The sequence below is a fragment of the Pseudomonas sp. R19M genome, assembly GCF_050312585.1.
In the GTDB taxonomy this organism is placed as follows: Bacteria; Pseudomonadota; Gammaproteobacteria; order Pseudomonadales; family Pseudomonadaceae; genus Aquipseudomonas; species Aquipseudomonas palleroniana.
In genome coordinates, this window is sequence record NZ_JBNPJV010000029.1 from 24238 (window position 1) to 48154 (window position 23917).

At 59.7% G+C, this 23917-nt stretch carries 24 protein-coding genes; 7 read left to right on the forward strand and 17 right to left on the reverse strand.

What is annotated here, in order from left to right; genetic code table 11:
• Positions 1-65: 65 nt before the first annotated feature.
• The 5 genes from rng to mreB form a co-directional block, all read right to left on the reverse strand.
• On the reverse strand, positions 66-1523 hold the full coding sequence (rng, locus tag ACQRBT_RS04825) for a ribonuclease G (protein WP_010567681.1): 1458 nt from the start codon (positions 1521-1523) through the stop codon (positions 66-68).
• A 70-nt stretch (positions 1524-1593) separates the two neighbouring features.
• Positions 1594-2190 (reverse strand): Maf family protein, encoded by a 597-nt coding sequence (locus ACQRBT_RS04830; RefSeq protein WP_412047014.1) that lies wholly within the window; start codon positions 2188-2190, stop codon positions 1594-1596.
• 51 nt (positions 2191-2241) lie between these two features.
• Positions 2242-2730, reverse strand: a complete 489-nt coding sequence (gene mreD, locus ACQRBT_RS04835) for a rod shape-determining protein MreD (RefSeq protein ID WP_003171788.1) — start codon at positions 2728-2730, stop codon at positions 2242-2244.
• Positions 2730-3842: a rod shape-determining protein MreC gene (mreC, locus tag ACQRBT_RS04840; protein ID WP_412047025.1), complete on the reverse strand. Its 1113-nt coding sequence runs from the start codon at positions 3840-3842 to the stop codon at positions 2730-2732. The genes mreD and mreC overlap by 1 nt, the downstream gene beginning before the upstream one ends.
• Positions 3843-3981: 139 nt before the next feature.
• The gene (gene mreB / locus ACQRBT_RS04845; protein WP_002555108.1) at positions 3982-5019 is read right to left on the reverse strand and encodes a rod shape-determining protein MreB; all 1038 of its coding nucleotides are present in this window, start codon (positions 5017-5019) and stop codon (positions 3982-3984) included.
• Between the two features lie 210 nt (positions 5020-5229).
• On the opposite strand from mreB, the gene gatC reads away from it, so the two are divergent.
• The 6 genes from gatC to ACQRBT_RS04875 all read left to right on the forward strand — a co-directional run bounded on the left by gatC (position 5230) and on the right by ACQRBT_RS04875 (position 10441).
• Entirely contained in the window at positions 5230-5517 is a 288-nt protein-coding gene (gatC, locus tag ACQRBT_RS04850; protein WP_003188556.1) for an Asp-tRNA(Asn)/Glu-tRNA(Gln) amidotransferase subunit GatC, read from the forward strand.
• Positions 5518-5533: 16 nt separating this feature from the next.
• Positions 5534-6985: an Asp-tRNA(Asn)/Glu-tRNA(Gln) amidotransferase subunit GatA gene (gene gatA, locus ACQRBT_RS04855; RefSeq protein WP_412047013.1), complete on the forward strand. Its 1452-nt coding sequence runs from the start codon at positions 5534-5536 to the stop codon at positions 6983-6985.
• 10 nt (positions 6986-6995) lie between these two features.
• Positions 6996-8441: an Asp-tRNA(Asn)/Glu-tRNA(Gln) amidotransferase subunit GatB gene (gene gatB, locus ACQRBT_RS04860; RefSeq protein ID WP_060754930.1), complete on the forward strand. Its 1446-nt coding sequence runs from the start codon at positions 6996-6998 to the stop codon at positions 8439-8441.
• Between the two features lie 145 nt (positions 8442-8586).
• A complete protein-coding gene (locus tag ACQRBT_RS04865; RefSeq protein ID WP_060754929.1) occupies positions 8587-8958 on the forward strand; it encodes a septal ring lytic transglycosylase RlpA family protein in 372 nt (123 codons plus the stop codon).
• Positions 8959-9008: 50 nt separating this feature from the next.
• Complete coding sequence (locus ACQRBT_RS04870; protein WP_161548353.1) at positions 9009-10064, forward strand: calcium/sodium antiporter; 1056 nt, start codon at positions 9009-9011, stop codon at positions 10062-10064.
• A complete protein-coding gene (locus ACQRBT_RS04875) occupies positions 10061-10441 on the forward strand; it encodes a carboxymuconolactone decarboxylase family protein (RefSeq protein WP_060754927.1) in 381 nt (126 codons plus the stop codon). The genes ACQRBT_RS04870 and ACQRBT_RS04875 overlap by 4 nt, the downstream gene beginning before the upstream one ends.
• On the opposite strand, the gene ACQRBT_RS04880 is transcribed toward ACQRBT_RS04875, so the two are convergent.
• From ACQRBT_RS04880 to kdgD, 5 genes are all read right to left on the reverse strand, one after another.
• Complete coding sequence (locus ACQRBT_RS04880) at positions 10438-11379, reverse strand: AEC family transporter (protein ID WP_060754926.1); 942 nt, start codon at positions 11377-11379, stop codon at positions 10438-10440. The two genes, ACQRBT_RS04875 and ACQRBT_RS04880, sit on opposite strands and share 4 nt — an antisense overlap.
• A 344-nt stretch (positions 11380-11723) precedes the next feature.
• Positions 11724-13277, reverse strand: a complete 1554-nt coding sequence (gene garD, locus ACQRBT_RS04885; RefSeq protein WP_104995520.1) for a galactarate dehydratase — start codon at positions 13275-13277, stop codon at positions 11724-11726.
• Positions 13278-13288: 11 nt separating this feature from the next.
• Positions 13289-14653, reverse strand: coding sequence for an MFS transporter (locus ACQRBT_RS04890; RefSeq protein ID WP_060754924.1), 1365 nt, complete (start codon positions 14651-14653; stop codon positions 13289-13291).
• A gap of 96 nt (positions 14654-14749) precedes the next feature.
• A complete protein-coding gene (locus tag ACQRBT_RS04895) occupies positions 14750-16195 on the reverse strand; it encodes an aldehyde dehydrogenase family protein (RefSeq protein ID WP_205345123.1) in 1446 nt (481 codons plus the stop codon).
• Between the two features lie 54 nt (positions 16196-16249).
• Complete coding sequence (kdgD, locus tag ACQRBT_RS04900; protein WP_060754922.1) at positions 16250-17161, reverse strand: 5-dehydro-4-deoxyglucarate dehydratase; 912 nt, start codon at positions 17159-17161, stop codon at positions 16250-16252.
• Between the two features lie 232 nt (positions 17162-17393).
• Between kdgD and ACQRBT_RS04905 the strand changes: the two genes are divergently transcribed.
• Entirely contained in the window at positions 17394-18548 is a 1155-nt protein-coding gene (locus ACQRBT_RS04905; RefSeq protein ID WP_244697523.1) for a phospholipase, read from the forward strand.
• 3 nt (positions 18549-18551) lie between these two features.
• On the opposite strand, the gene ACQRBT_RS04910 is transcribed toward ACQRBT_RS04905, so the two are convergent.
• From ACQRBT_RS04910 to rpsI, 7 genes are all read right to left on the reverse strand, one after another.
• Complete coding sequence (locus ACQRBT_RS04910; protein ID WP_060754920.1) at positions 18552-19301, reverse strand: FadR/GntR family transcriptional regulator; 750 nt, start codon at positions 19299-19301, stop codon at positions 18552-18554.
• A 157-nt stretch (positions 19302-19458) separates the two neighbouring features.
• The gene (locus tag ACQRBT_RS04915) at positions 19459-19878 is read right to left on the reverse strand and encodes a ClpXP protease specificity-enhancing factor (RefSeq protein WP_244697516.1); all 420 of its coding nucleotides are present in this window, start codon (positions 19876-19878) and stop codon (positions 19459-19461) included.
• Between the two features lie 17 nt (positions 19879-19895).
• On the reverse strand, positions 19896-20513 hold the full coding sequence (locus ACQRBT_RS04920; protein ID WP_060754918.1) for a glutathione S-transferase N-terminal domain-containing protein: 618 nt from the start codon (positions 20511-20513) through the stop codon (positions 19896-19898).
• A 149-nt stretch (positions 20514-20662) separates the two neighbouring features.
• The gene (locus tag ACQRBT_RS04925; RefSeq protein WP_412047012.1) at positions 20663-21442 is read right to left on the reverse strand and encodes a cytochrome c1; all 780 of its coding nucleotides are present in this window, start codon (positions 21440-21442) and stop codon (positions 20663-20665) included.
• The gene (locus ACQRBT_RS04930) at positions 21442-22653 is read right to left on the reverse strand and encodes a cytochrome b (protein ID WP_060754916.1); all 1212 of its coding nucleotides are present in this window, start codon (positions 22651-22653) and stop codon (positions 21442-21444) included. The genes ACQRBT_RS04925 and ACQRBT_RS04930 overlap by 1 nt, the downstream gene beginning before the upstream one ends.
• Positions 22653-23249 (reverse strand): ubiquinol-cytochrome c reductase iron-sulfur subunit, encoded by a 597-nt coding sequence (gene petA, locus ACQRBT_RS04935; RefSeq protein ID WP_060754915.1) that lies wholly within the window; start codon positions 23247-23249, stop codon positions 22653-22655. Before petA ends, ACQRBT_RS04930 begins: the two co-directional genes overlap by 1 nt.
• A 266-nt stretch (positions 23250-23515) precedes the next feature.
• Positions 23516-23908, reverse strand: a complete 393-nt coding sequence (gene rpsI, locus ACQRBT_RS04940; protein ID WP_016971570.1) for a 30S ribosomal protein S9 — start codon at positions 23906-23908, stop codon at positions 23516-23518.
• Between the last annotated feature and the right edge of the window lie 9 nt (positions 23909-23917).

A 23917-nucleotide genomic window follows, 5' to 3' on the forward strand; every position in this document is an offset into this window, starting at 1 on the left:
CTCAAGGCAGTTGGCGGACGGCAGATCATGGCCTGCCGGTCTCACGGAAAGAAAGCGAATGGGGATCAGAGCAGCACCACGTCGTATTGTTCCTGGGAATACATGGTTTCAACCTGAAAACGGATGGTGCGCCCGATAAAACCTTCCAGCTCCGCGACGTTACCGGACTCCTCATCCAGCAATCGATCGACCACTTTCTGGTTGGCGAGCACTCTATAGCCTTCGGCCTGGTAGGCTCGCGCCTCCCGTAAGATTTCCCGGAAAATCTCGTAGCAAACCGTTTCTGGGGTCTTCAACTTGCCGCGCCCCTGGCAACTGCTGCAAGGCTCGCACAGCACCTGCTCAAGGCTTTCACGGGTACGCTTGCGGGTCATCTGCACCAGGCCAAGCTCGGTGATACCGATGATATTGGTCTTGGCGTGATCGCGCTCCAGCTGCTTTTCCAGCGTGCGCAACACCTGACGCTGGTGCTCTTCGTCTTCCATGTCGATGAAGTCGATGATGATGATGCCACCGAGGTTGCGCAGGCGCAGTTGGCGGGCGATCGCCGTAGCCGCTTCGAGGTTGGTCTTGAAGATGGTTTCTTCCAGGTTGCGGTGCCCTACGAACGCGCCCGTATTCACGTCGATGGTGGTCATGGCTTCTGCCGGGTCTACCACAAGATAGCCTCCGGACTTGAGTGGCACCTTGCGCTCCAGGGCTTTCTGAATTTCATCTTCGACGCCATACAGGTCAAAGATTGGACGTTCGCCAGGGTAGTGTTCCAGGCGATCGGCAATTTCCGGCATCAGTTCGGCAACAAACTGCGTGGTGCGCTGGAAGGTTTCCCGCGAGTCGATGCGAATTTTCTCTATCTTTGGGCTGACCAGGTCGCGCAGGGTGCGCAGCGCCAGGCCCAGGTCTTCATAGATGACGCTCGGTGCGCCAACGGTCTTGATCTGCGCGCCTATCTGGTCCCACAAACGCCGCAGGTAACGGATGTCCATCAGGATCTCATCCGCGCCGGCGCCTTCAGCGGCCGTGCGCAGGATAAAACCACCCGCTTCCTTGATGCCCTCAGCGGCCACACAATCACTGACGACCTTTTTCAGGCGCTCACGCTCGGCTTCGTCTTCGATTTTCAGCGAGATGCCGACATGGGCAGTACGGGGCATGTACACCAGGTAGCGTGATGGAATCGATAGCTGGGTGGTCAGGCGTGCGCCCTTGGAGCCGATGGGGTCCTTGGTGACTTGCACGACCAGGCTCTGCCCTTCATGCACCAGAGCACTGATGCTTTCCACCGCCGGGCCTTCGCGCAGGGAAATTTCCGAGGCATGGATAAACGCAGCACGGTCCAGGCCGATATCGACGAACGCTGCCTGCATCCCCGGTAACACGCGCACCACTTTGCCTTTATAGATATTGCCGACGATCCCGCGCTTCTGGGTGCGCTCGACATGCACTTCTTGCAGAACACCGTTCTCTACCACCGCCACGCGCGATTCCATCGGCGTGATATTGATCAGAATCTCTTCACTCATGGCTGGGTCTCGTTCAGGCGTTTTCACAATAGTGGCCGATCGCTTAAGGCTGGGCGCTGGAGTCAAGCGATCAGCGCACGGTGAGGTTTTGCCAACAGGGTATGCCGAATTGGCCAAGCAGTTGCGCGGTTTCGCACACCGGCAAGCCGACCACGGCGGAATAACTGCCATTGAGACCGGTCACAAATACCGAGCCCAACCCTTGAATAGCATAGCCCCCCGCCTTGTCCTGAGGTTCGCCACTGTGCCAGTAAGTTGTAGCCTCTTCGACAGAAACCCCGCGAAAACGTACACGGCTGCTTACACATTGGGTTACGCAGCGCAGCCCATCAGTAACAGCAATCGCGGTGAGGACTTCATGCTCGCGATCAGAAAGCGCCAGCAACATCGCCAGCGCATCGGCCTGATCCACCGGCTTGCCGAGGATCTGGCCGTCGACGATCACAGCCGTGTCGGCACCCAACACACATGCGCCGAAAGAATGTTCAAGCGCAGCAAAACCTGCCATGGCCTTGCCACGCGCAAGACGCTCGACATAGGCAACGGCGGGTTCGTTTGCAAGAGGAGTTTCATCAATAGCGGCGCTGACCACGGTGAAAGGCACACCGATCTGGGTCAGCAGCTCACGTCGCCTCGCAGAGCCCGAGGCCAGATAAAGCGAATTCATTCCAGACTCTCCCTGTAGAGTTCGATAACCAGGCAGAGCCTCGCAATCCATTCAATTGATTTTATAACGACGACGCAGGCCGCGCAGGCCGAAACTGATCCAGGGCCACAGTAGCGCACTGACCAGAGCCGGTAACACCAATGCCAGGGTTGGCTGGCGGTTACCGGTCAAGGCGCTGAGCCATAGTTGCACCAACTGCGCCAGGCCGAAGATCACCAGGATCACCAAGCACTGCTGCCACATCGGAAACATGCGCAGGCGCTGTTGCAACGACAGCACCAGAAAGGTAATCAGGGTCAGGATCAACGCGTTCTGCCCAAGCAAAGTGCCATAGAGCACATCTTCCGCCAAGCCCAGAAACATCGCAGTGACCATGCCCACTTTGTGCGGCAGGTTCAGCGACCAGAAGGCCAGCAGCAATGCCAGCCACAGTGGGCGCAGGATCTCCATGAATTGCGGCAGTGGCGACACGCTGAGCAGCAAACCGATGGCAAAGGTTAGCCAGACGATCCAGCCATTGCGCGAATGAGTACCGGCCATTATTCCTCCCTCTGCCGCGTAGTTGCCGGGGTGGTTGCCGGGGTGGTTGCCGCCGGCCTGGCGGCTGGCGTCGCGGCCGGTGGTTTAGCTGCTGCCGGTTTGGCTGGCCGCGCACTGTGGGCGGCCGGCTTGGCCGGGGTTGCTACGGGCGCCGCCGGAGCGGCTGCCGGCGCAGGCGGCCCTACGAACGCGGGCTTCGGCACCGTCGCCGGAATGATCGGCGCCGTACCGTTTTGCTTGTCTTCCGCCTCTTGGGCCTGCGCGGCGTCATTGGCGCGCTCTTCCGGCGTGCGGTTGTCACTGAAGACCAGCAGCAGGTAACGGCTACGGTTGAGGGCGGCGGTCGGCACGGCGCGAACAATGGCGAACGGCTGGCCGGAATCGTGGATCACTTCCTTGACCGTCGCCACCGGGTAGCCGGCGGGGAACCGCTGGCCGAGACCGGAGCTGACCAGCAGGTCGCCTTCCTTGATGTCGGCGGTATCGGCCACATGCCGCAGTTCCAGGCGCTCCGGATTGCCGGTGCCGCTGGCGATTGCACGCAAGCCATTACGGTTGACCTGCACCGGGATGCTGTGGGTCGTGTCGGTCAGCAACAATACCCGCGAGGTGTAGGGCATCAGCTCAACCACCTGGCCCATCAAGCCACGGGCATCGAGCACCGGCTGGCCAAGGACCACACCGTCGCGCTCACCCTTGTTGATGATGATGCGATGGGTAAACGGGTTGGGGTCCATGCCGATCAACTCGGCCACTTCGACCTTCTCGTTGACCAGTGCGGAAGAATTGAGCAACTCGCGCAGCCGAACGTTCTGCTCGGTAAGGGCCGCGAGCTTTTGCAGGCGCCCCTGCAGCAGCAGGTTTTCAGTCTTGAGTTTTTCGTTCTCGGCAACCAGCTCGGTGCGGCTGCCGAATTGGCTGGCCACGCCCTGGTAGAGACGTTGCGGCAGGTCGGTGATCCAGTAGGTCTGCATCAGCACCAGCGACATCTGGCTACGCACAGGCTTGAGCAGCGCAAAGCGGGCATCGACCACCATCAGCGCGACCGAAAGCACGACCAGCACCAATAAGCGCACGCCCAATGAGGGGCCTTTGGCGAAAAGCGGTTTAATAAGCCGCTCCTCCCAGGCAAATGTTCTCTTTATTCATACGGCATCTAACCGGCCTGGATGCAGATTGAAGAAGATAAACGCCAACAGGCAGCACTGCAAAGTGCTGCCTGCCGACGAAGCATGAACCATCCTGGCGATCTTATTCGCTGGAGAGCAGGTCCATGGTGTGTTTATCCATCATTTCCAGTGCACGGCCACCACCGCGGGCAACGCAGGTCAGCGGGTCTTCGGCGACGATCACCGGCAGACCGGTTTCCTGGGCCAGCAACTTGTCGAGGTCACGCAACAACGCGCCACCACCGGTCAGCACCAGGCCACGCTCGGCGATATCGGAAGCCAATTCCGGCGGCGATTGCTCCAGAGCGCTTTTCACTGCCTGAACGATAGTGGCCAGGGACTCTTGCAGAGCTTCCAGCACTTCGTTGGAGTTCAGGGTGAAGGCACGTGGAACGCCTTCGGCCAGGTTACGGCCGCGAACATCGACTTCGCGCACTTCGCCGCCCGGGTAAGCGGTACCGATTTCCTGCTTGATGCGCTCGGCGGTGGATTCACCGATCAGGCTGCCGTAGTTACGACGTACATAGGTGATGATCGCTTCGTCGAAGCGGTCGCCGCCTACGCGCACGGATTCGGCATACACCACACCGTTCAGGGAAATCAGGGCGATTTCAGTGGTACCGCCACCGATATCGACCACCATCGAACCGCGCGCTTCCTCAACCGGCAGGCCGGCGCCGATAGCGGCAGCCATAGGCTCTTCGATCAGGAACACTTCGCGGGCACCGGCCCCCAGGGCCGACTCACGGATGGCACGACGCTCCACCTGGGTGGACTTGCATGGAACGCAGATCAGCACGCGAGGGCTGGGCTGCAGAAAACTGTTTTCGTGAACCTTGTTGATGAAGTACTGCAGCATCTTCTCGCAGACGCTGAAGTCGGCGATCACGCCGTCCTTCATCGGACGAATGGCAGCAATATTGCCTGGTGTACGGCCGAGCATGCGCTTGGCCTCGGTGCCGACGGCAACGACACTTTTCTGATTACCATGGGTCCGAATAGCCACAACCGATGGCTCATTCAGGACGATACCGCGCTCGCGCACGTAAATAAGGGTGTTGGCAGTGCCCAGGTCAATGGAAAGATCGCTGGAAAACATGCCACGCAGTTTCTTGAACATGGGAAAGGGACCCTAGGCAACGCGTGGGTAAAAAAGTGCGGCAAACTCTAACAACGACAGGGATTTTGGGCAAGGCGCCAATGTGCTAAATTGGCCGACTTTCTGTGCACCAACCCCCACAATCGCGGCCATATGACCGTAGAAATGCGGTAGTGTTCCGACAATCTAACACACGGACGCCCTCCGTTCTGTTTTCCACTGGAGAATCCCATGGCGCTTGAACGCTCCGACGTGGAAAAAATCGCGCATCTGGCCTCGCTTGGCCTGAATGACGCCGATCTTCCACAGACCACCGCAGCCCTGAACAGCATTCTCGGGCTGGTTGACCAAATGCAGGCCGTGAATACCGACGGTATCGAGCCCCTGGCTCACCCGCTGGAAGCCAGCCAGCGCCTGCGCGCAGACGTCGTGACCGAGCGCAATAACCGCGAGGCTTACCAGTCCATCGCGCCAGCGGTCGAAAACGGCCTGTATCTGGTTCCGAAAGTCATCGACTAAAGGGAAAGAGCCTTTCATGCATCACATGACTCTGGCCGAGATCGCCCGCGGTCTCGCCGACAAAAAGTTTTCTTCCGAAGAGCTGACCAAGACCCTGCTGGCGCGCATCGCCGAGCACGATCCCAAGGTCAACAGCTTCATCAGCCTCACCGAGGAACTGGCCTTGAGCCAGGCCAAGGCCGCCGACGAGCGTCGCGCCAACGGTGAACAAGGCGCACTGCTGGGCGCACCGATCGCCCACAAAGACCTGTTCTGCACCCAGGGCATTCGCACCAGCTGCGGCTCGAAGATGCTCGACAACTTCAAGGCGCCCTACAACGCCACCGTAGTCGCCAAGCTGGCCGCCGCCGGGGCCGTAACCCTGGGCAAGACCAACATGGACGAATTCGCCATGGGCTCGGCCAACGAGTCGAGCTACTACGGCGCAGTAAAAAACCCGTGGAACCTGGAGCATGTGCCCGGCGGCTCGTCCGGGGGCTCGGCTGCGGCCGTCGCCGCACGTTTCCTGCCGGCCGCCACCGCCACCGACACCGGCGGTTCGATCCGCCAGCCTGCCGCGTTCACCAACCTCACTGGCCTGAAGCCGACCTACGGTCGTGTTTCCCGTTGGGGCATGATCGCGTACGCGTCCAGCCTGGATCAGGGCGGCCCGCTGGCTCGGACAGCGGAAGACTGCGCAATTTTGTTACAAGGCATGGCAGGCTTCGATAAACAGGACTCCACCAGCATCGATGAGCCAGTGCCGGACTACAGCGCCAGCCTGACTACGTCGATCAAGGGCCTGCGTATCGGCGTGCCGAAGGAATACTTCAGCGCAGGCCTCGACCCACGTATCAACGAGCTGGTGCACAACAGCATCAAGGAGCTGGAAAAGCTCGGCGCCGTGATCAAGGAAATCAGCCTGCCGAACAACCAGCACGCGATTCCGGCCTACTACGTGATCGCCCCGGCGGAAGCCTCCTCCAACCTGTCGCGTTTCGACGGTGTGCGCTTCGGCTACCGCTGCGAAAACCCGAAAGACCTGACCGACCTGTACAAGCGCTCGCGTGGCGAAGGCTTTGGCGTGGAAGTACAACGCCGGATCATGGTGGGTGCCTACGCGCTGTCGGCTGGTTACTACGATGCGTACTACCTCAAGGCGCAAAAAATCCGTCGCCTGATCAAGAACGACTTCATGAGCGCCTTTAATGAAGTCGACGTGATTCTCGGCCCAACCACGCCTAACCCGGCGTGGAAGATCGGCGCCAAGAACAACGACCCGATCGCCGAGTATCTGGAAGATTTCTACACCATCACCGCCAACCTCGCGGGCTTGCCTGGTCTGTCCATGCCGGCCGGTTTCGTCGACGGCCTGCCGGTGGGCGTGCAATTGCTCGCACCGTATTTCCAGGAAGGCCGCCTGCTCAATGTGGCGCACCAGTACCAGTTGAACACTGACTGGCACACTCGCACCCCTACCGGCTTCTGAGGAGAACACTATGCAATGGGAAGTTGTGATCGGGCTGGAGATTCATACCCAGCTCGCCACCCAATCGAAGATTTTCTCCGGTAGCGCCACCACGTTCGGCTCAGAGCCCAACACCCAGGCCAGCCTGGTTGACCTGGGCATGCCCGGCGTACTGCCAGTGCTGAACCAGGAAGCGGTACGCATGGCGGTGATGTTCGGCCTGGCGATTGACGCCCAGATCGGCCAGCACAACGTGTTCGCGCGCAAGAACTACTTCTACCCGGACCTGCCCAAGGGCTACCAGATCAGCCAGATGGAACTGCCGATCGTCGGCAAGGGCCACCTGGACATTCCCCTGGAAGACGGCACGATCAAACGTGTCGGTGTAACCCGCGCCCACCTGGAAGAAGACGCAGGCAAAAGCCTGCACGAAGAATTCCCGGGGGCTACCGGCATCGACTTGAACCGTGCCGGCACGCCGCTGCTGGAGATCGTGTCCGAGCCGGACATGCGCAGCGCCAAGGAAGCCGTAGCCTACGTCAAGACGATCCACGCACTGGTGCGCTACCTGGGCATCTGCGACGGCAACATGGCCGAAGGTTCGCTGCGTTGCGACTGCAACGTGTCGGTCCGCCCAAAGGGCCAGGTCGAATTCGGCACCCGCTGCGAGATCAAGAACGTCAACTCGTTCCGCTTCATCGAAAAGGCGATCAACAGCGAAGTGCGTCGCCAGATCGAACTGATCGAAGACGGCGGCAAGGTCATCCAGCAGACCCGCCTGTACGACCCGAACAAAGACGAAACCCGCGCCATGCGCAGCAAGGAGGAAGCCAACGACTACCGTTACTTCCCCGACCCGGACCTGTTGCCGGTCGTGCTGGAGGACTCGTTCCTCAATGACATCCGCAGCACCCTGCCGGAACTGCCGCAGCAGAAACGCGAGCGCTTCCAGGAGCAGTTCGGCCTGTCGGTCTACGATGCCAGCGTCCTGGCGTCCAGCCGCGAACAAGCCAACTACTTCGAAAAAGTGCTGAGCATCGCCGGTGACGCCAAACTGGCGGCCAACTGGGTGATGGTCGAGCTGGGCAGCCTGTTGAACAAACAGGGCCTGGAAATCGACGAGGCCCCAGTCACAGCCGAGCAACTGGGCGGCATGCTGCTGCGTATCAAGGACAACACGATCTCCGGCAAAATCGCCAAGACCGTGTTTGAAGCCATGGCCGCAGGCGAAGGCAGCGCCGACGAGATCATCGAGCAGCGTGGCCTCAAGCAAGTGACCGACAGCGGTGCGATTTCCGCCGTTCTCGACGAAATGCTCGCGGCCAACGCCGAGCAGGTCGAACAATACCGTGCGGCCGACGAAGCCAAACGCGGCAAGATGTTCGGCTTCTTTGTCGGTCAGGCGATGAAAGCATCCAAAGGCAAGGCCAACCCGCAACAGGTGAACGAACTGCTGAAAAGCAAGCTCGAAGGCTGACAGCGATGAAGAGACCGGGTGAGCTCGGTCTACTGTAGGAGGGGGCTTGCCCCCGATGAGGGTGTATCAGTCAGCAATTTTATGGACTGACTCACCGCTATCGGGGGCCAGCCCCCTCCCACATTTGATAGGGGGATACCTGGAAATGAAGCGTCTATTCGGCCTCCTGGCCCTGTTCTCCCTGTTGACCGGTTGCGCCAGCGGCCTCATTGACCCCAACGGCTACGACGAAACTGGCACCGCCTCCTATTACGGTGCCAAGCACCATGGCAAAAGAACCGCCAGCGGTGAACCCTTCAACCAGAACGCCCTGACGGCCGCCCACCGGCGCCTGCCCTTCGGCACCCGGGTCAGGGTGACCAACCTCGCCAACAACAGATCCGTGGTGGTACGCGTGAATGACCGTGGCCCGCATACCCGAGGGCGCTTGATCGATCTGTCGCGCAAAGCAGCCGAGCAACTGGGTATGCTGGGCAGCGGCACCGCACGGGTTCGTGTGCAAGCCATGAGCAACTGATCGAGGCCGCCTTGAGTATTTTTGGATTGAACGCACTCTCGCCCTGGAGCCTGGCCGAACTGATCAGCGGCCTGTTGCTGCTGATCGTCGGTGCCGAAATCCTGGTGCGTGCCGCCGTGCGCCTGGCCGCCAGCCTCAAGGTACGGCCGCTGATCATCGGCTTGAGTATCGTCGCCTTCGGCAGCAGCGCGCCGCAGATGACCGTCAGCCTGCAAGCTACCGTGGCCGGCAACACCGATATTGCCGTGGGTAGCGTAATCGGCAGCAGCATCTTCAACATCCTGGTGACCCTGGGTTTGTCCGCCCTGGTCATTCCATTGCGAGTGTCACGACAACTGGTTCGCCTGGACATCCCGGTCATGATCCTCGCCGGGCTGCTGGTCTTTGCGCTGGCAGCCAACGAAGCGCTGACACCCTTCGATGGCCTGCTGTTGCTCGCCGCCCTGGCGGGCTATCTGGGCCTGTTGCATTACCAGACCCGCCACTCACGCCGCCCACGTACACGGGATACCGTGGCCCAAGCGCCTTGGCTGAGTAGCGTATTGCTGATGCTGGGCGGGTTCCTGGTGCTGGTGCTGGCCGGGCATTTGCTGCTGGGCGCAGCGGTGGATGTGGCCGGTGACCTGGGCCTGTCGGAACGCATCATCGGCCTCACGCTGATCGGCGTCGGTACCTCTCTGCCGTGCCTCGCCACCTCGTTGATTGCAGCCCTGCGTGGCGAGCGGGAAATAGCCGTGGGCAACGTGATTGGCAGCAATTTGTTCAACTTGCTGGGCGTACTGGGTTTTACGGCGTTGATCGCACCGTCGCCACTGTCGGTGTCACCCAACGCCCTGGACTTCGACCTGCCGGTGATGCTCGGCGCAATCACCCTGTGCTTGCCGGTGTTCTATACCGGTTACCGCGTCACTCGCGCCGAAGGCCTGGTGCTGCTGGGACTGTACCTTGCGTATGGCCTGCATGTGATGGCGTTCACCACCGGCATGCCCCTGGCCAATAAGCTCGAACAATTGATGCTGTACTACGTCCTGCCGGTGCTGGTGGCGTTGCTGTTGTTCACATCGCTACGGGCCTGGCGTCGTCAACACAAGAGGGAATCGCAATGACCGATCAGAAAAAGCCCGGGGTTGAAATGCGTCGCCAAGTCATGGGCGACGCGTTCGTCGAACGCGCCCTGGGCAATGCCACCGAGTTCACCCAACCGTTGCAGGATTTCGTCAACGAGCACGCGTGGGGCAGCGTGTGGAATCGCGAAGGCTTGCCCCTGAAGACGCGCAGCCTGATCACCCTCGCCGCCCTGACCGCGCTCAAATGCCCGCAGGAGCTCAAAGGCCATGTGCGGGGCGCACTGAATAATGGCTGCACCGTCGAAGAAATTCGCGAAGCGCTGCTGCATTGCGCGGTGTATGCCGGGGTGCCGGCGGCGATCGATGCGTTTCGTGCGGCCCAGGAAGTCATCGACAGCTACCAGAAGGAAGGTTAGATCCAGCCGCCTGCCTGCAACACAAAGATCCCGATATTCGTGGTCACCGCCGCCATCAGCGTGGTGATCACGATAATCGCCGCCGCCAGTTCATGATTGCCCTCGGCCGCCCTGGCCATCACGAAACTCGCAGCGGCCGTCGGCGCGCCGAAGTACAGAAACAGAATGCCCAGCTCCGGCCCCCGGAAGCCCAGCAACCAGGCGCCTAGCGTCGCCACCAGCGGCAAGCCGAGCATTTTTACCAGGCTGGCGCTGAGCGCCATGTTGCCACTCTTGCGCAGCGCTGCCAGCGACAAGGTGCCACCGATGCAGATCAACGCCAGCGGCAGGGTCATGTCCGCCAAATACCGGGCGCAAGACTCCAGCCAACCCGGCAGGCCGATCTTGAACATCGCAAACGGCGCGGCCGCAATCACGCTGATGATCAACGGGTTGGCCAGCACACTTTTGCAGATACTCCACGGGTCGGACTTGATCACCGGGCTATACACCGCCAGCACGATGGTCGACAGCGTGTTGTAGAACAGGATCACCAACGCCGCGAGGATAGCGCCCAGGGAAATGCCGTAGTCACCGTACATGCTGGCTGCCAGCGCCAGGCCGATGACCCCGTTATTGCCGCGAAACGCACCCTGGGTATAAATGCCCCGGTCTTCACGCGGGCAACGAACAATCGCCCAACCCCAGGCCAATGCAAAGCTGAGCAAGGTGGCAACGGCAAAGTAGATCAGCAAACCCGGCTTGAGCGCCGAATGCAGATCGGCATGCAGGATGCCCAGGAACAGCAGCGCCGGCATGGTGACGTTGAACACCAGGGACGAGGCAGTGTGGATAAAGTTGTCGTTGATCCAGTTGATGCGCTTGAGCAGCACACCAAGGAACAGCATGGCAAACACCGGCGCCGTGATGGTGAGGGTGGTGAAGAAAATAGCCAGCATGCCGGGGAGAACCTTGGTCGACGTCGTCAGGTAGCCAATGATAAGCCACCACAGGCCACCCCGTCCGGTTGTAGTGAGCGGGCTCGCCCCGCGCTGGGTGGCGCAGCCGCCCCAACGAGCCCTCCCAAGACGCTTCAGAAAGACCGAGGCGCCTGGGTTGAGGGCGAGGCACGCCCTAATACCAGCCAGTCAAGGCTTAACGCTGTCACTGTGGGAGGGGGCTTGCTCCCGATGGGCTGCGAAGCGGCCCTAATCCCAAGCGCTTCGGTCTTTCTGAAACACCGCGGCGATTGGGGCGGCTTTGCCGCCCAGCGCGGGGCAAGCCCGCTCACTACAAGGCAAGTTCAGGTGATAGGCGCAGGATTGAACAGGGTGATGTCGTTATGCAGCTTATGCCGTTCGGCCCACGTCTGCTTCTTGCCGCTGGCCACGTCCAGGTAGAAGTGAAACAACTCCCAGCCCAATTCCTCGATACTCGCGCGCCCTGTGGCAATGCGCCCGGCGTCGATATCGATGAGATCCGGCCAGCGCTGCGCCAACTCCGTGCGCGTCGACACTTTCACCACGGGCGCCATCGCCAGCCCATACGGCGTGCCACGCCCGGTGGTGAACACATGCAGGTTCATTCCCGCCGCCAGTTGCAAGGTGCCACACACAAAATCACTAGCCGGCGTGGCGCAAAAAATCAGACCCTTGCCCTTGAATCGCTCGCCGGGGCCAAGCACGCCGTTGATCGCACTGCTGCCGGATTTGACAATAGACCCCAAAGACTTCTCGACAATGTTCGACAACCCGCCCTTCTTATTGCCTGGCGTGGTATTGGCGCTGCGATCCGCCTCGCCCTTGGCCAGGTAACGGTCGTACCAGTCCATTTCCCTGACCAGCTCCCGAGCAACGTCCTCGCTCTGTGCGCGAGAAGTCAGCAGGTAGATGGCGTCTCGGACTTCAGTCACTTCGGAAAACATCACCGTCGCCCCGGCCCGCAACAGTAAGTCCGAGGCGTACCCCAGCGCCGGGTTGGCGGTGATGCCGGAAAACGCATCGCTGCCCCCGCATTGCATCCCCAGGATCAGCTCGGAGGCCGGCACGGTTTCACGACGACGCTGGTCGAGCTTCTTCAAGCGGGTTTCGGCCAGCGCCATGATCTGCTCGATCATTTCAGTGAAGCCGTGGCTGGCGTCCTGCAGGCGGTACAACCACGGCTCGCTCAGGTCGACGGAACTGTCGTGCTCATGCATCACTTGCCCGGCCTGCAATTTCTCGCAACCCAGGCTGATCACCAGCGCTTCGCCCCCCAGGTTGGGGTTGCGTGCCAGGTTGCGCACCGTGCGGATCGGGATATAGGCATCCGTCGCGGTGATCGCCACGCCGCAGCCGTAGCTGTGGGTGAGCGCCACCACGTCGTCAACGTGCGGATACTTGGGCAGCAATTCGTCCTTGATGCGCTTGACCGCATGATCCAGCACGCCCGTGACGCACTGCACCGTGGTGGTGATACCGAGGATATTGCGCGTCCCCACGGTACCATCGGCGTTGCGATAGCCCTCGAACGTAAAGCCCTCCAACGGCGCCTGGGTTTGCGGGACCTCGGTGGACAGCGGCAAGCTGTCCAGCGGTGGCGCGGTGGGCATGCGCAGTTGATCTTCCTGCACCCAACTGCCACGTGGAATCGGCGCCAAGGCATACCCGATGGTCTGGCCATAACGAATGATCCGACCGCCTTCGGGAATATCTTCCAGGGTCACCTTGTGGCTCTGGGGAATAAACTCCAGCGTCACCAGGCCGTCCGGAAACTCGGTCCCGGCCGGTACCCCCTGATCGTTGACCACGATCACCACGTTGTCGCGCTCGTGCAAACGAATCGAGCGTGGCGAATCGGCATGTTCAATCAATTGCATCACACGGCCCCTCAGGAATGCGCTTCGGACAGATGGGTCAGCTCAGGCCCCTTGCTTGGAGGCTCTTTGAGTACTACACGCTTGATCGGGCCAACGATGACCAGGTAGCTGAACACCGCCACCAGCGCGTTGGCGCCGACAAACACCAGGGCCCACTTGAACGAGCCGGTGGTGCTGATGATGTAACCGATGACGATCGGCGTGGTGATCGACGCGAGGTTACCGAAGGTATTGAACAAGCCGCCACTGAGGCCGGCGATCTGTTTCGGCGAGGTGTCGGACACCACCGCCCAACCCAGTGCGCCAACGCCCTTGCCGAAGAACGCCAGGGCCATGAAGCCGACCACCATCCATTCGATATCCACGTAGTTGCAAGCCACGATACTGCTGGAAATCAACAGCCCGCCAATGATCGGCGCCTTGCGCGCGAAGGTCAGCGAATGGCCCCTGCGCAGCAGGTAATCGGAAATCACCCCACCGAGCACGCCGCCGATAAACCCGCAGATCGCCGGCAACGACGCAATGAAGCCGGCCTTGAGGATGGTCATGCCACGGTCCTGCACCAGGTACACCGGGAACCAGGTGAGGAAGAAGTACGTGATGCCGTTTATGCAATATTGGCCCAGGTACACGCCGAGCATCATGCGATTGGTCAGTAACTGGCGGATGTAATTCCACTTCGGGCCGTCGGTTTTCTTGCCTTTGCCTTTATCCTGATCCATATCGACCATCGCACCATTGGCCGCGATGTGATTGAACTCGGCTTCGTTGATCATCGGATGCTGGCGCGGGCTGTGGATCACTTTGAGCCAGATCAGCGAAAACAGAATGCCGATCACGCCCATCACGATAAACACGTGCTGCCAGCCGAAGGTGAAGACGATCCAGCCCATCAGCGGCGCAAACAGCACGGTGGCGAAGTACTGCGCCGAGTTGAAGATGGCCGACGCCGTACCGCGCTCCGCCGTAGGAAACCACGCTGCGACAATACGCGCATTTCCGGGAAACGACGGCGCCTCAGCCAGGCCCACCAGAAAGCGCAGCATGAACAACGCGACCACTGCGGTGGAAACCCCGAACTCACCAACATAGCCTTGCAGCACGGTGAACAAAGACCAGGTGAAGATGCTCAAGGCATAGATTTTTTTCGAGCCGAACCGGTCCAGCAGCCAGCCACCGGGAATTTGCCCAGCCACGTAGGCCCAACCGAATGCGGAGAAGATGTAACCGAGGGTGACCGCGTCGATACCGAGGTCTTTTTGCAGGCTGGAGCCTGCGATGGCGATAGTGGCCCGGTCGGCATAGTTGATCGTCGTCACCAGAAACAGCATGAGCAGGATCAAATAGCGGACGTGGGTCGGCTTGGTCGCTTGCATGAAGAAGTACTCCCACTAATTATTTTTTTTGCGGGTAATCATTTCTGTGTTGAAGGTAGGAGCCGGCAGGCAACCGGCTCCTACGACGGGCGCGTCCTACGACCCGATGTAGCTGGTTTTCACCACGGTGTAGAACTCTTGTGCATAACGACCTTGTTCACGCGAACCATAGGACGAGCCCTTACGGCCACCGAACGGCACGTGGTAATCCACACCCGCTGTCGGCAGGTTGACCATGACCATCCCGGCCTGGGAGTGGCGCTTGAAGTGGTTGGCGTACTTCAGCGACGTGGTGGCAATACCGGCCGACAAACCGAATTCGGTGTCATTGGCCATCGCCAACGCCGCCTCGTAGTCCGCCACGCGGACCACGTTGGCTACCGGACCGAAGATCTCCTCACGACTGATACGCATGGCGGCTTCGCTGTCGGCAAACAACGTCGGCGCCAGGTAATAGCCTTCGGTGTCACAGGTCACCAGGCCGCCGCCACTGACCAGCCGAGCGCCTTCGCTTTGGCCGATGTCGATGTATTTCAGATCCTGGTCCAACTGGGCCTGGGACACGACCGGGCCAATATCGGTGCCGCTTTTCAGCGCGTGACCGACAGTGATAGAGCGCATGCGCTCGGCCATGGCCGCGACGAACCGGTCGTGGATGCCGGCCGTGACAATCAAGCGACTGGATGCGGTGCAACGCTGGCCGGTGGAGTAGAACGCACTTTGTACCGACAGCTCGACAGCCTGCTTGAGGTCGGCATCATCGAGGATGATCTGCGGGTTCTTGCCGCCCATTTCCAACTGCACTTTGGCCTGGCGCGACACACAGCTCACGGCGATCTGACGACCCACGCCCACCGAGCCGGTGAAGCTGATGCCATCGACTTTCGGGCTGTTGACCAACACATCGCCGACCACACGACCACTGCCCATCACCAGGTTGAACACGCCGGCGGGAAAACCGGCGCGAGAAATGATTTCCGCCAGGGCCCAGGCACAGCCCGGCACCAGCTCGGCGGGCTTGATCACCACGCAGTTACCGTAGGCCAGGGCCGGGGCGATTTTCCAGGCGGGGATGGCAATCGGGAAGTTCCACGGTGTGATCAGGCCAACCACACCCAGCGCTTCGCGGGTCACTTCAACGTGGACGCCTGGGCGCACCGACGGCACATAGTCGCCGGACAGGCGCAGGCATTCACCGGCGAAAAACTTGAAGATATTACCTGCACGCGTCACTTCGCCAATGGCTTCGGGCAGGGTCTTGCCCTCTTCCCGGGCCAGCAGGGTGCCGAGTTCTTCACGGCGGGCGAGGATTTCGCTGCCGACTTTATCCAGCGCATCGTGGCGAGCCTGGATACCGGATGTCGACCAGGCCGGAAACGCAGCCCGGGCGGCATCGATAGCGGCATTGACCTGAGCTACGTCAGCCTTGGCATATTCGCCGATGACATCGGACAACTCCGACGGGTTGAGATTGACGCAGTAGTCGGTACCGGCCACCCACTCGCCGTTGATGTAGTTTTCAAAACGCTTGGCTTGGGACACAAATCTTCTCCTGACGCAAAAGGCTGCTGATTGCTCAGCGGCCTTGTTGATAAGTTACTGCGGACCTTGCTGGTCGATCAGTGCCGCCAGGGCTTCGTATTCTTCCGGCAGCAAGTCGGTCAGTGGGGTACGGACCGGGCCTGCGTCATAACCGGCGATCTTGGCGCCGGCCTTGACGATGCTCACGGCATAACCCGCCTTGCGGTTACGGATGTCGAGGTAAGGCAGGAAGAAGTTGTCGATGATTTTGGCGACCGTGGCGTGATCGTCCTTGGCAATCGCGTGGTAGAAGTCCATCGCAGTTTTCGGGATGAAGTTGAACACCGCCGAGGAGTACACCGGAACGCCCAGGGCCTTGTAGGCAGCGGCGTAAACCTCTGCAGTCGGCAGGCCGCCGAGGTAGCTGAATCGGTCACCCAGACGACGACGGATCGACACCATCAACTCGATGTCACCCAAGCCGTCCTTGTAGCCGATCAGGTTCGGGCAACGTTCGGCCAAGCGCTCCAGCAATGGCGCAGTCAGGCGGCAGACGTTGCGGTTGTAGACCACTACACCGATCTTGACCGATTTACACACCGCCTCAACGTGGGCGGCAACCCCGTCCTGGCTGGCTTCGGTGAGGTAGTGCGGCAGCAGCAACAAGCCTTTGGCGCCGAGGCGTTCGGCTTCCTGGGCGTACTCGATCGCCTGGCGGGTCGAACCGCCCACACCGGCGAGGATCGGCACGCTGCTGGCGCAGGTATCAACGGCGGTTTTCACCACTTGGGAATATTCGCTGGCGGCCAGGGAGAAAAACTCACCGGTACCGCCGGCGGCGAACAACGCCGTCGCACCGTAGGGGGCCAGCCATTCGAGGCGCTTGATGTAGCCCGCCTGGTGGAAGTCACCCTGGGCGTTGAAATCGGTCACCGGAAAAGACAGCAGACCGTGGGAAAGGATGGACTTCAGTTCTTGTGGATTCATTATTCGAACACCCTGGGCAAAGACTTCATGTGAAAGGTATTGTTGGTTTTCGTGATGTCGTACGTCATCGTACAACTATAAATAAATTCGTCAACCGCAATTCATCAGGCTGCAGTGCGCGAGATGTCTGGACGCGCCTTCTTGACGTAGGAAAATTTTCCTCTATCCTCAAATTAACTGTATATACATACAGTTATCAAGGAAGATTCCTACGACATAGCAAGGAGCTAACATGTCAGATCTTGAATTCGCAGCACCCGAAAAAAGCCCGCCGACATTGCGCTTCGAAGGGGGTGAACACACCGCCATCGGCGACGACACCCTGTTGCGCTTCGTCAAAGGCGCTCCGGCAATTCCTGCCCACCAGGTCGAGTTGCACCTGCCCAACGGCCTCGCACTGACGTATGGCCAAGTGATCGCCCTGGGCGGCGATTTCTATGGCATCCCCGGTCAGCCCATCAGCGATGGCGCATCCCCTGCCGACCGTGTGCAACGCTTCACGGCAGCGTTTAACTCGCTGGCTGTGCTGCCGGCCTCGCGGGAGGAAGCCAAAAAAATTCTCGCGGTGATGCAAAAGGAGATCAACGCGGTCAACCAGGCCATCAAGGACGGTAAGCAACCCCATGAAGCCTATGACGCCCTGGGTGATACGTTGTCTGAAGAATGGAACCGGATCACTGGCGGCGGCAGTGCGGTTTCGGCGCTGATCCCGCTGGGACGCTACCTGAAACTGGCGGCGGACAATGCCGATCACTTCGGCGAATGGGCGCTTTCGGCCTATCTGGCGGGGCACACGGCGGCACTTCAACAAGCCGTCGTCGCCCATCAGACCGGTACCGACCAGGCATTGGAGCTGGCGTATGCCATGAACAGTTTCGCCGATCACTTTTTGACCGACCTGTTCTCCGCCGGCCATTTGCGTGTACCGCGCAAACAATTGGCGGCCGTGGTGACGCCGGGCGATCTGGGTTCGCTGATCAGTCGTTTCATGCATGACGAAGACAGTAAATTCGGACTCAACGTACGCAATGCCATGGGCGATCAGTGGCATGCCTATGGGGACAAACGCTACTTCGATGCGATTGACGCGGCCAATCGCGTACAGGTCAAACGTGCGGTACAGGCTTCAGCGGATGAGATCTTCGACACGTTTATCAGTGGGGTCGCGCCCTCCCCGGCCAACTACAAGGCACCGCTGTATGTGCCGGACCTGAATGCCGCGCAGAACCCGGCGAATAACTTCTCGCCGCTGTTCAAGATGGAGGGAGACAAGGTGCTGCGCCGAAAGGACGTGAATGACCTGAACGACAAGCACTGGACGAATGATTGGTGGGGGTGGAGCACCTACCTGTTGCTCAAGGACTACAAGCCCAACCAGCCCGCCTGACCCTTAACCGCGCTGCGCCTGCGCCTCTTCATGGGCATGGCGCAGCCGTTCCCGGCTGTTGGTCAGATGCAGCCGCATGGCCGCCCGCGCCGCATCCGAATCCTGCCGCGCAATCGCTTCATAGATTTCTTCGTGCTCACGACTCAAGCGGCTCATATAGTGCTGCTGGTCATCATGGGCCAGGCGCGCCGAATTCAACCGTGTGCGCGGAATGATGCTGGTGCCCAGGTGGGTCATGATGTCGGTGAAGTAACGGTTGCCGGTAGACAGCGCAATTTCCAGGTGGAACGCAAAGTCGGACGCCACCGCATCACCGGCATGAGCCGCGCTTTCATTCAAAGCGTCGAGGGCGGCGCGCATGGCTGCCAACTGCTCATCACTGCGACGTAGCGCCGCCAGGCCGGCAGACTCCACCTCCAGGCTGATGCGCAGCTCCAGGATCGCCAGCACATCACGCAAGGTCACGACCGTGGCCGGGTCAATCCGAAAGCCGCTGGGGCTTGGCGTGTCCAATACGAAAGTGCCGATGCCGTGACGGGTTTCCACCTGCCCTGCGGCCTGCAATCGCGAGATCGCTTCGCGCACGACCGTGCGACTGACCCCGTGGGCATCCATGATCGCCGACTCGGTGGGCAATTTATCACCGCGCTTGAGCTGGCCATCGCGGATCTGCTCGGACAACACCGTGACCAGTTCCTGGGCAAGGCTGCGGCGCTTGCGGGGAAGACGAGGGGCGGTGTGGGCGTTATCCATGATGAATCATCTTTTTCGGCGAACTTGAGCACGCATCATAGCCCATGGTGGTTGTACGATCACCGTCCTGTCGCGACTTTCATCTTTATCATCCGCGCAAAAAAATGCCCCGACCCAGGTCGAGGCATTTTCCAGGCAGACCTCAAGGGTCAACCCATTACTTCACCACTTTCAGACTCGGCCGGCCGCTGGGGCGCGGCGGCTCGGTATCCGGTGGTGGCAAATCATCGCCATCTTCGCCTTCGATCGATTCGTCATCTGCGAGAGATGACTCCAGATCAAACACCATGCCTTGGCCATTTTCCCGGGCGTAAATCCCGAGGATGGCGCCAATAGGCACGTACAGCGTATGTGGCACGCCGCCGAAACGCCCTTCGAAGCTGACGGCCTCGTTGTCCATGTGCAGGTGGCGCACGGCGCTGGGTGATACGTTCAGGACGATCTGCCCGTCACTGGCAAAACCCTGCGGTACCTGAACCGCAGGAAATTCGGAATTGACCAGCATGTGCGGGGTGCAATCGTTGTCCACAATCCACTCATAGAGCGCGCGGACCAGGTAGGGTCGACTGGAGTTCATCAGCGGCTCCTTAAGCCTTAGCGCATATCGCGTTCGGCACCAGACAGACTCGCCTGGAAAGCCTCACGCGCAAACTGGCGCTCCATGTAATCAAGCAACGGCTTGGCCGGCCGCGGCAGTTCGATACCGAGAATCGGCAAGCGCCAGAGTATCGGTAATAGGCAGCAATCCACCAAGCTTTGTTCCTCACTGAGGAAAAAAGGTTTATCGGCGAACAACGGAGAAACACCGGTCAGGCTCTCGCGCAATTCCTTACGCGCCTGCACCCGAGCGGCTTCTTTGGTACGCGAATCCAGAATCAGATCCACCAACCCGCACCAGTCACGCTGGATCCGATGGATCAGCAGGCGGCTGTTGGCACGCGCCACCGGGTACACCGGCAGCAAAGGGGGATGCGGGTAACGCTCATCCAGGTATTCCATCACCACAGTCGACTCCCACAACGCCAAGTCACGATCGACCAGAGTGGGCAAGCTGCCGTAGGGGTTCACTTCGATCAGCTTCGGCGGCTGACGGCCCGCCTCCACACTGATGATCTCTGCGCTGACACCCTTCTCGGCGAGCACGATACGTACTCGGTGGGAATAGTGGTCGGCGGGGTCGGAGTAACAGGCCAACCGATTGGTCACGCCCATGGCGGTCCTCCTCGCTTGTTGAAATTATCGAAAGCTCAAAAACGAGCGCGCCCAGTGAGCATCTCCGTAACGTCCGGTTCAACCAGACTGCTACATGTTCAGAGATGCCGCTGGGCGCGCAAGATTAACAGCAATTGCTTACGGTTGGATCAATGCACATCCTTCCAGTATTCGCGCTTGAGCAGATAAGCGAATACAAAGAAGAAAGCCAGGTACAGCAATACATAGGTGCCGATACGTTGGTGCTGCAGTTTGACCGGGTTGGCCGAGTAGGCCAGGAAGGTCACCAGGTTCTTGACCTTCTCGTCGAACTGCTCTTCATTCAGCGTACCGGTCTTGGGCACAATGGTCAGTTGATCGCACGCTTCGTGGGTCAACGGCGTACCGGTCAACGGATCATATTGCTTCTTGCCGTCTTCAACGACCTGAACCTGCTTGCATCCTACCACTTGCCGGCCCTGCAGGCTTACCAGAACGTTAGGCATGCCGACGTTCGGGAACACCTTGTTGTTCACCCCCCAAGGGCGCGCCGGATCTTCGTAGAAAGATCTCAGATAGCCATACAGCCAGTCAATCCCACGCACGCGGGCCACCAGGGTCAGATCGGGCGGTGCCGCACCGAACCAGGCCTTGGCGTCCGCCGGCTGCATCCCGATGTTCATATGGTCGCCAATCTTGGCGCCAGTGAATACCAGCTTGTCGAGCATCACTTCGTGAGGAATGCCCAGGTCGTCGGCGACGCGCTCGTACCGCTGGAACTTGGCGCTGTGGCAACCCATGCAGTAGTTGGCGAACGTGCGTGCGCCGTCTTGCATGGCAGCCTTATCGGACACGTCGATATCGACTTTTTCCAGCTCAGGACCATGTTCGGCCGCGAAGGACAGGAGCGGCAGCGCCGCAAGCATCAAAGCAACGAATAACTTTTTCATCAGCCAGTCACCCTTTCCGGAACCGGTTTGGTCTTCTCGAGCCGGGTGTAGAACGGCATCAGAATGAAGTAGGCGAAGTACAGGAAGGTGCAGATCTGCGACAGCAGCGTACGCTCGGGGGTTGGCGCCAATACGCCGAGTACGCCCAGGATCACGAACGCGATGCAGAATATCCACAGCCAGATTTTGCTCAGCCAGCCTTTGTAGCGCATGGACTTGACCGGGCTTCGGTCCAGCCAGGGCAGCACGAACAGCAGCGCGATCGAAGCCCCCATCGCCATGACACCCATCAGTTTGTCGGGGATCGCCCGCAAGATGGCGTAGAACGGCGTGAAGTACCAGACCGGGGCAATATGCTCAGGCGTCTTGAAGGCGTTGGCCTGTTCGAAGTTGGGTTTCTCCAGGAAATAACCGCCCATCTCCGGGAAAAAGAACACGATCGAGCAGAAGATAAACAGGAAGACGACCACACCGACAATATCTTTGACCGTGTAGTACGGATGGAATGGAATGCCGTCCAGCGGTACGCCATTTTCGTCTTTGTGCTTCTTGATATCCACGCCATCGGGGTTGTTGGAGCCCACTTCGTGCAGCGCCAGGATGTGCAGTACTACCAGGCCGAGAATCACGATCGGCAGGGCTACGACGTGCAGAGCAAAGAAGCGGTTCAGGGTGATGCCGGAGATCAGGTAGTCACCACGAATCCACTGGGTCAGGTCGTTACCGATCACCGGGATCGCGCCGAACAACGAGATGATCACCTGGGCTCCCCAGTACGACATCTGGCCCCAAGGCAGCAAGTAACCCATGAAGGCTTCGGCCATCAGCGCCAGATATATCAGCATGCCGAAGACCCAGACCAGTTCGCGGGGTTTCTGGTACGAACCGTAGAGCAGGCCACGGAACATGTGCAGGTAGACAACGATGAAGAACGCCGATGCGCCGGTGGAGTGCAGCAGGCGCAGGATCGAGCCGTACTCGACGTCGCGCATGATGTACTCGACGGAGGCGAACGCCTCTTCCGCCGACGGGGTGTAGCTCATCGTCAGCCAGACGCCGGTGACGATCTGGTTGACCAGCACCAGCAGCGCCAGGGAACCGAAGAAGTAGAAGAAGTTGAAGTTTTTTGGTGCGTAATATTTGCTGAGATGGTCTTCCCACATTTTAGTCGCGGGGAAGCGTGCATCCACCCAATCCATGAACTTGCTCATCAGGCTTTCTCCCCTTGGTCGACACCAATGACAATGACACTGTCAGTCTCGTAGTGATGGGGCGGAACCGGCAGGTTCAAGGGTGCGGGTTGTGCCTTGTAGACGCGACCGGCCAGGTCGTAGTGAGAGCCGTGGCAAGGGCAGAAGTAGCCACCTACCCAGTCTTTGCCAAGGTCGGCGGGAGCAACTTCAGGACGGAAAGTAGGCGAGCAGCCCAGGTGGGTGCAGATACCGATCAGCAGCAGGATTTCTGGCTTGATCGAACGGATTTCCTTATCGACGTAAGCGGGTTGGTCGGAATTCTTCGAGTCGGGGTCAGACAGTTGACCTTCGATTTTCTTCAGATTCCCCAGGATTTCCTCGGTACGACGAACGATGAATACTGGCTGACCGCGCCACTCAGCAATCATTTGCTGGCCTGGGTCGATCTTGCTGACATTCACCTTCACCGGTGCACCTGCGGCTTTCGCTTTGGCACTGGGAAACCATGACCCCACGAACGGGACCGCAGCCCCCACCGCTCCTGCAGCACCCACCACGGATGTGGCTGCTACCAAGAAGCGACGCCGGCCTGCATTCACGCCGTCATTGCTCATTCAGTCCTCTCCCATCAGCTTTTTGGCCTGTTAAATCAGGCGTCTACTAAGTGTTGAATCTTTACTTATAAAAATTTTGACGGATGGTAATGAAAAGCCCCACGTATGACAAGGGAATTGCCCGGGGCTCCCTCTCCAAGCCTTGTAGTATAGGGGGTCTACGGATGTGGCAAGTTGTCACGGTAAAATTTCTGCATAAATCGCAGGCAATAAAAAACGCCCAGCTCCGTGAGGAGACTGGGCGTTTTTGTGGAACGTAAAGCGAATTAACGCTTCGAGTACTGCGGACGCTTACGCGCTTTACGCAGACCGACTTTCTTACGTTCAACTTCACGGGCATCGCGAGTAACGAAGCCAGCTTTGCGCAGAGCGCTACGCAGGGTTTCGTCGTAGCTCATCAGAGCGCGAGTGATGCCGTGGCGGATTGCGCCAGCTTGACCACTTACACCGCCACCGATAACGGTGACGTAGATGTCGAACTTTTCAACGGTCTCGGTCAGTTCCAGCGGCTGACGAACTACCATGCGGGCAGTTTCGCGGCCGAAGAAGTTGTCCAGGGAGCGGTTGTTGATCGAGATGTTACCAGTGCCCGGACGCAGGAAAACGCGTGCGGTTGCGGTTTTGCGACGGCCAGTGCCGTAATTTTGAGTCGCCGACATAATGAACTA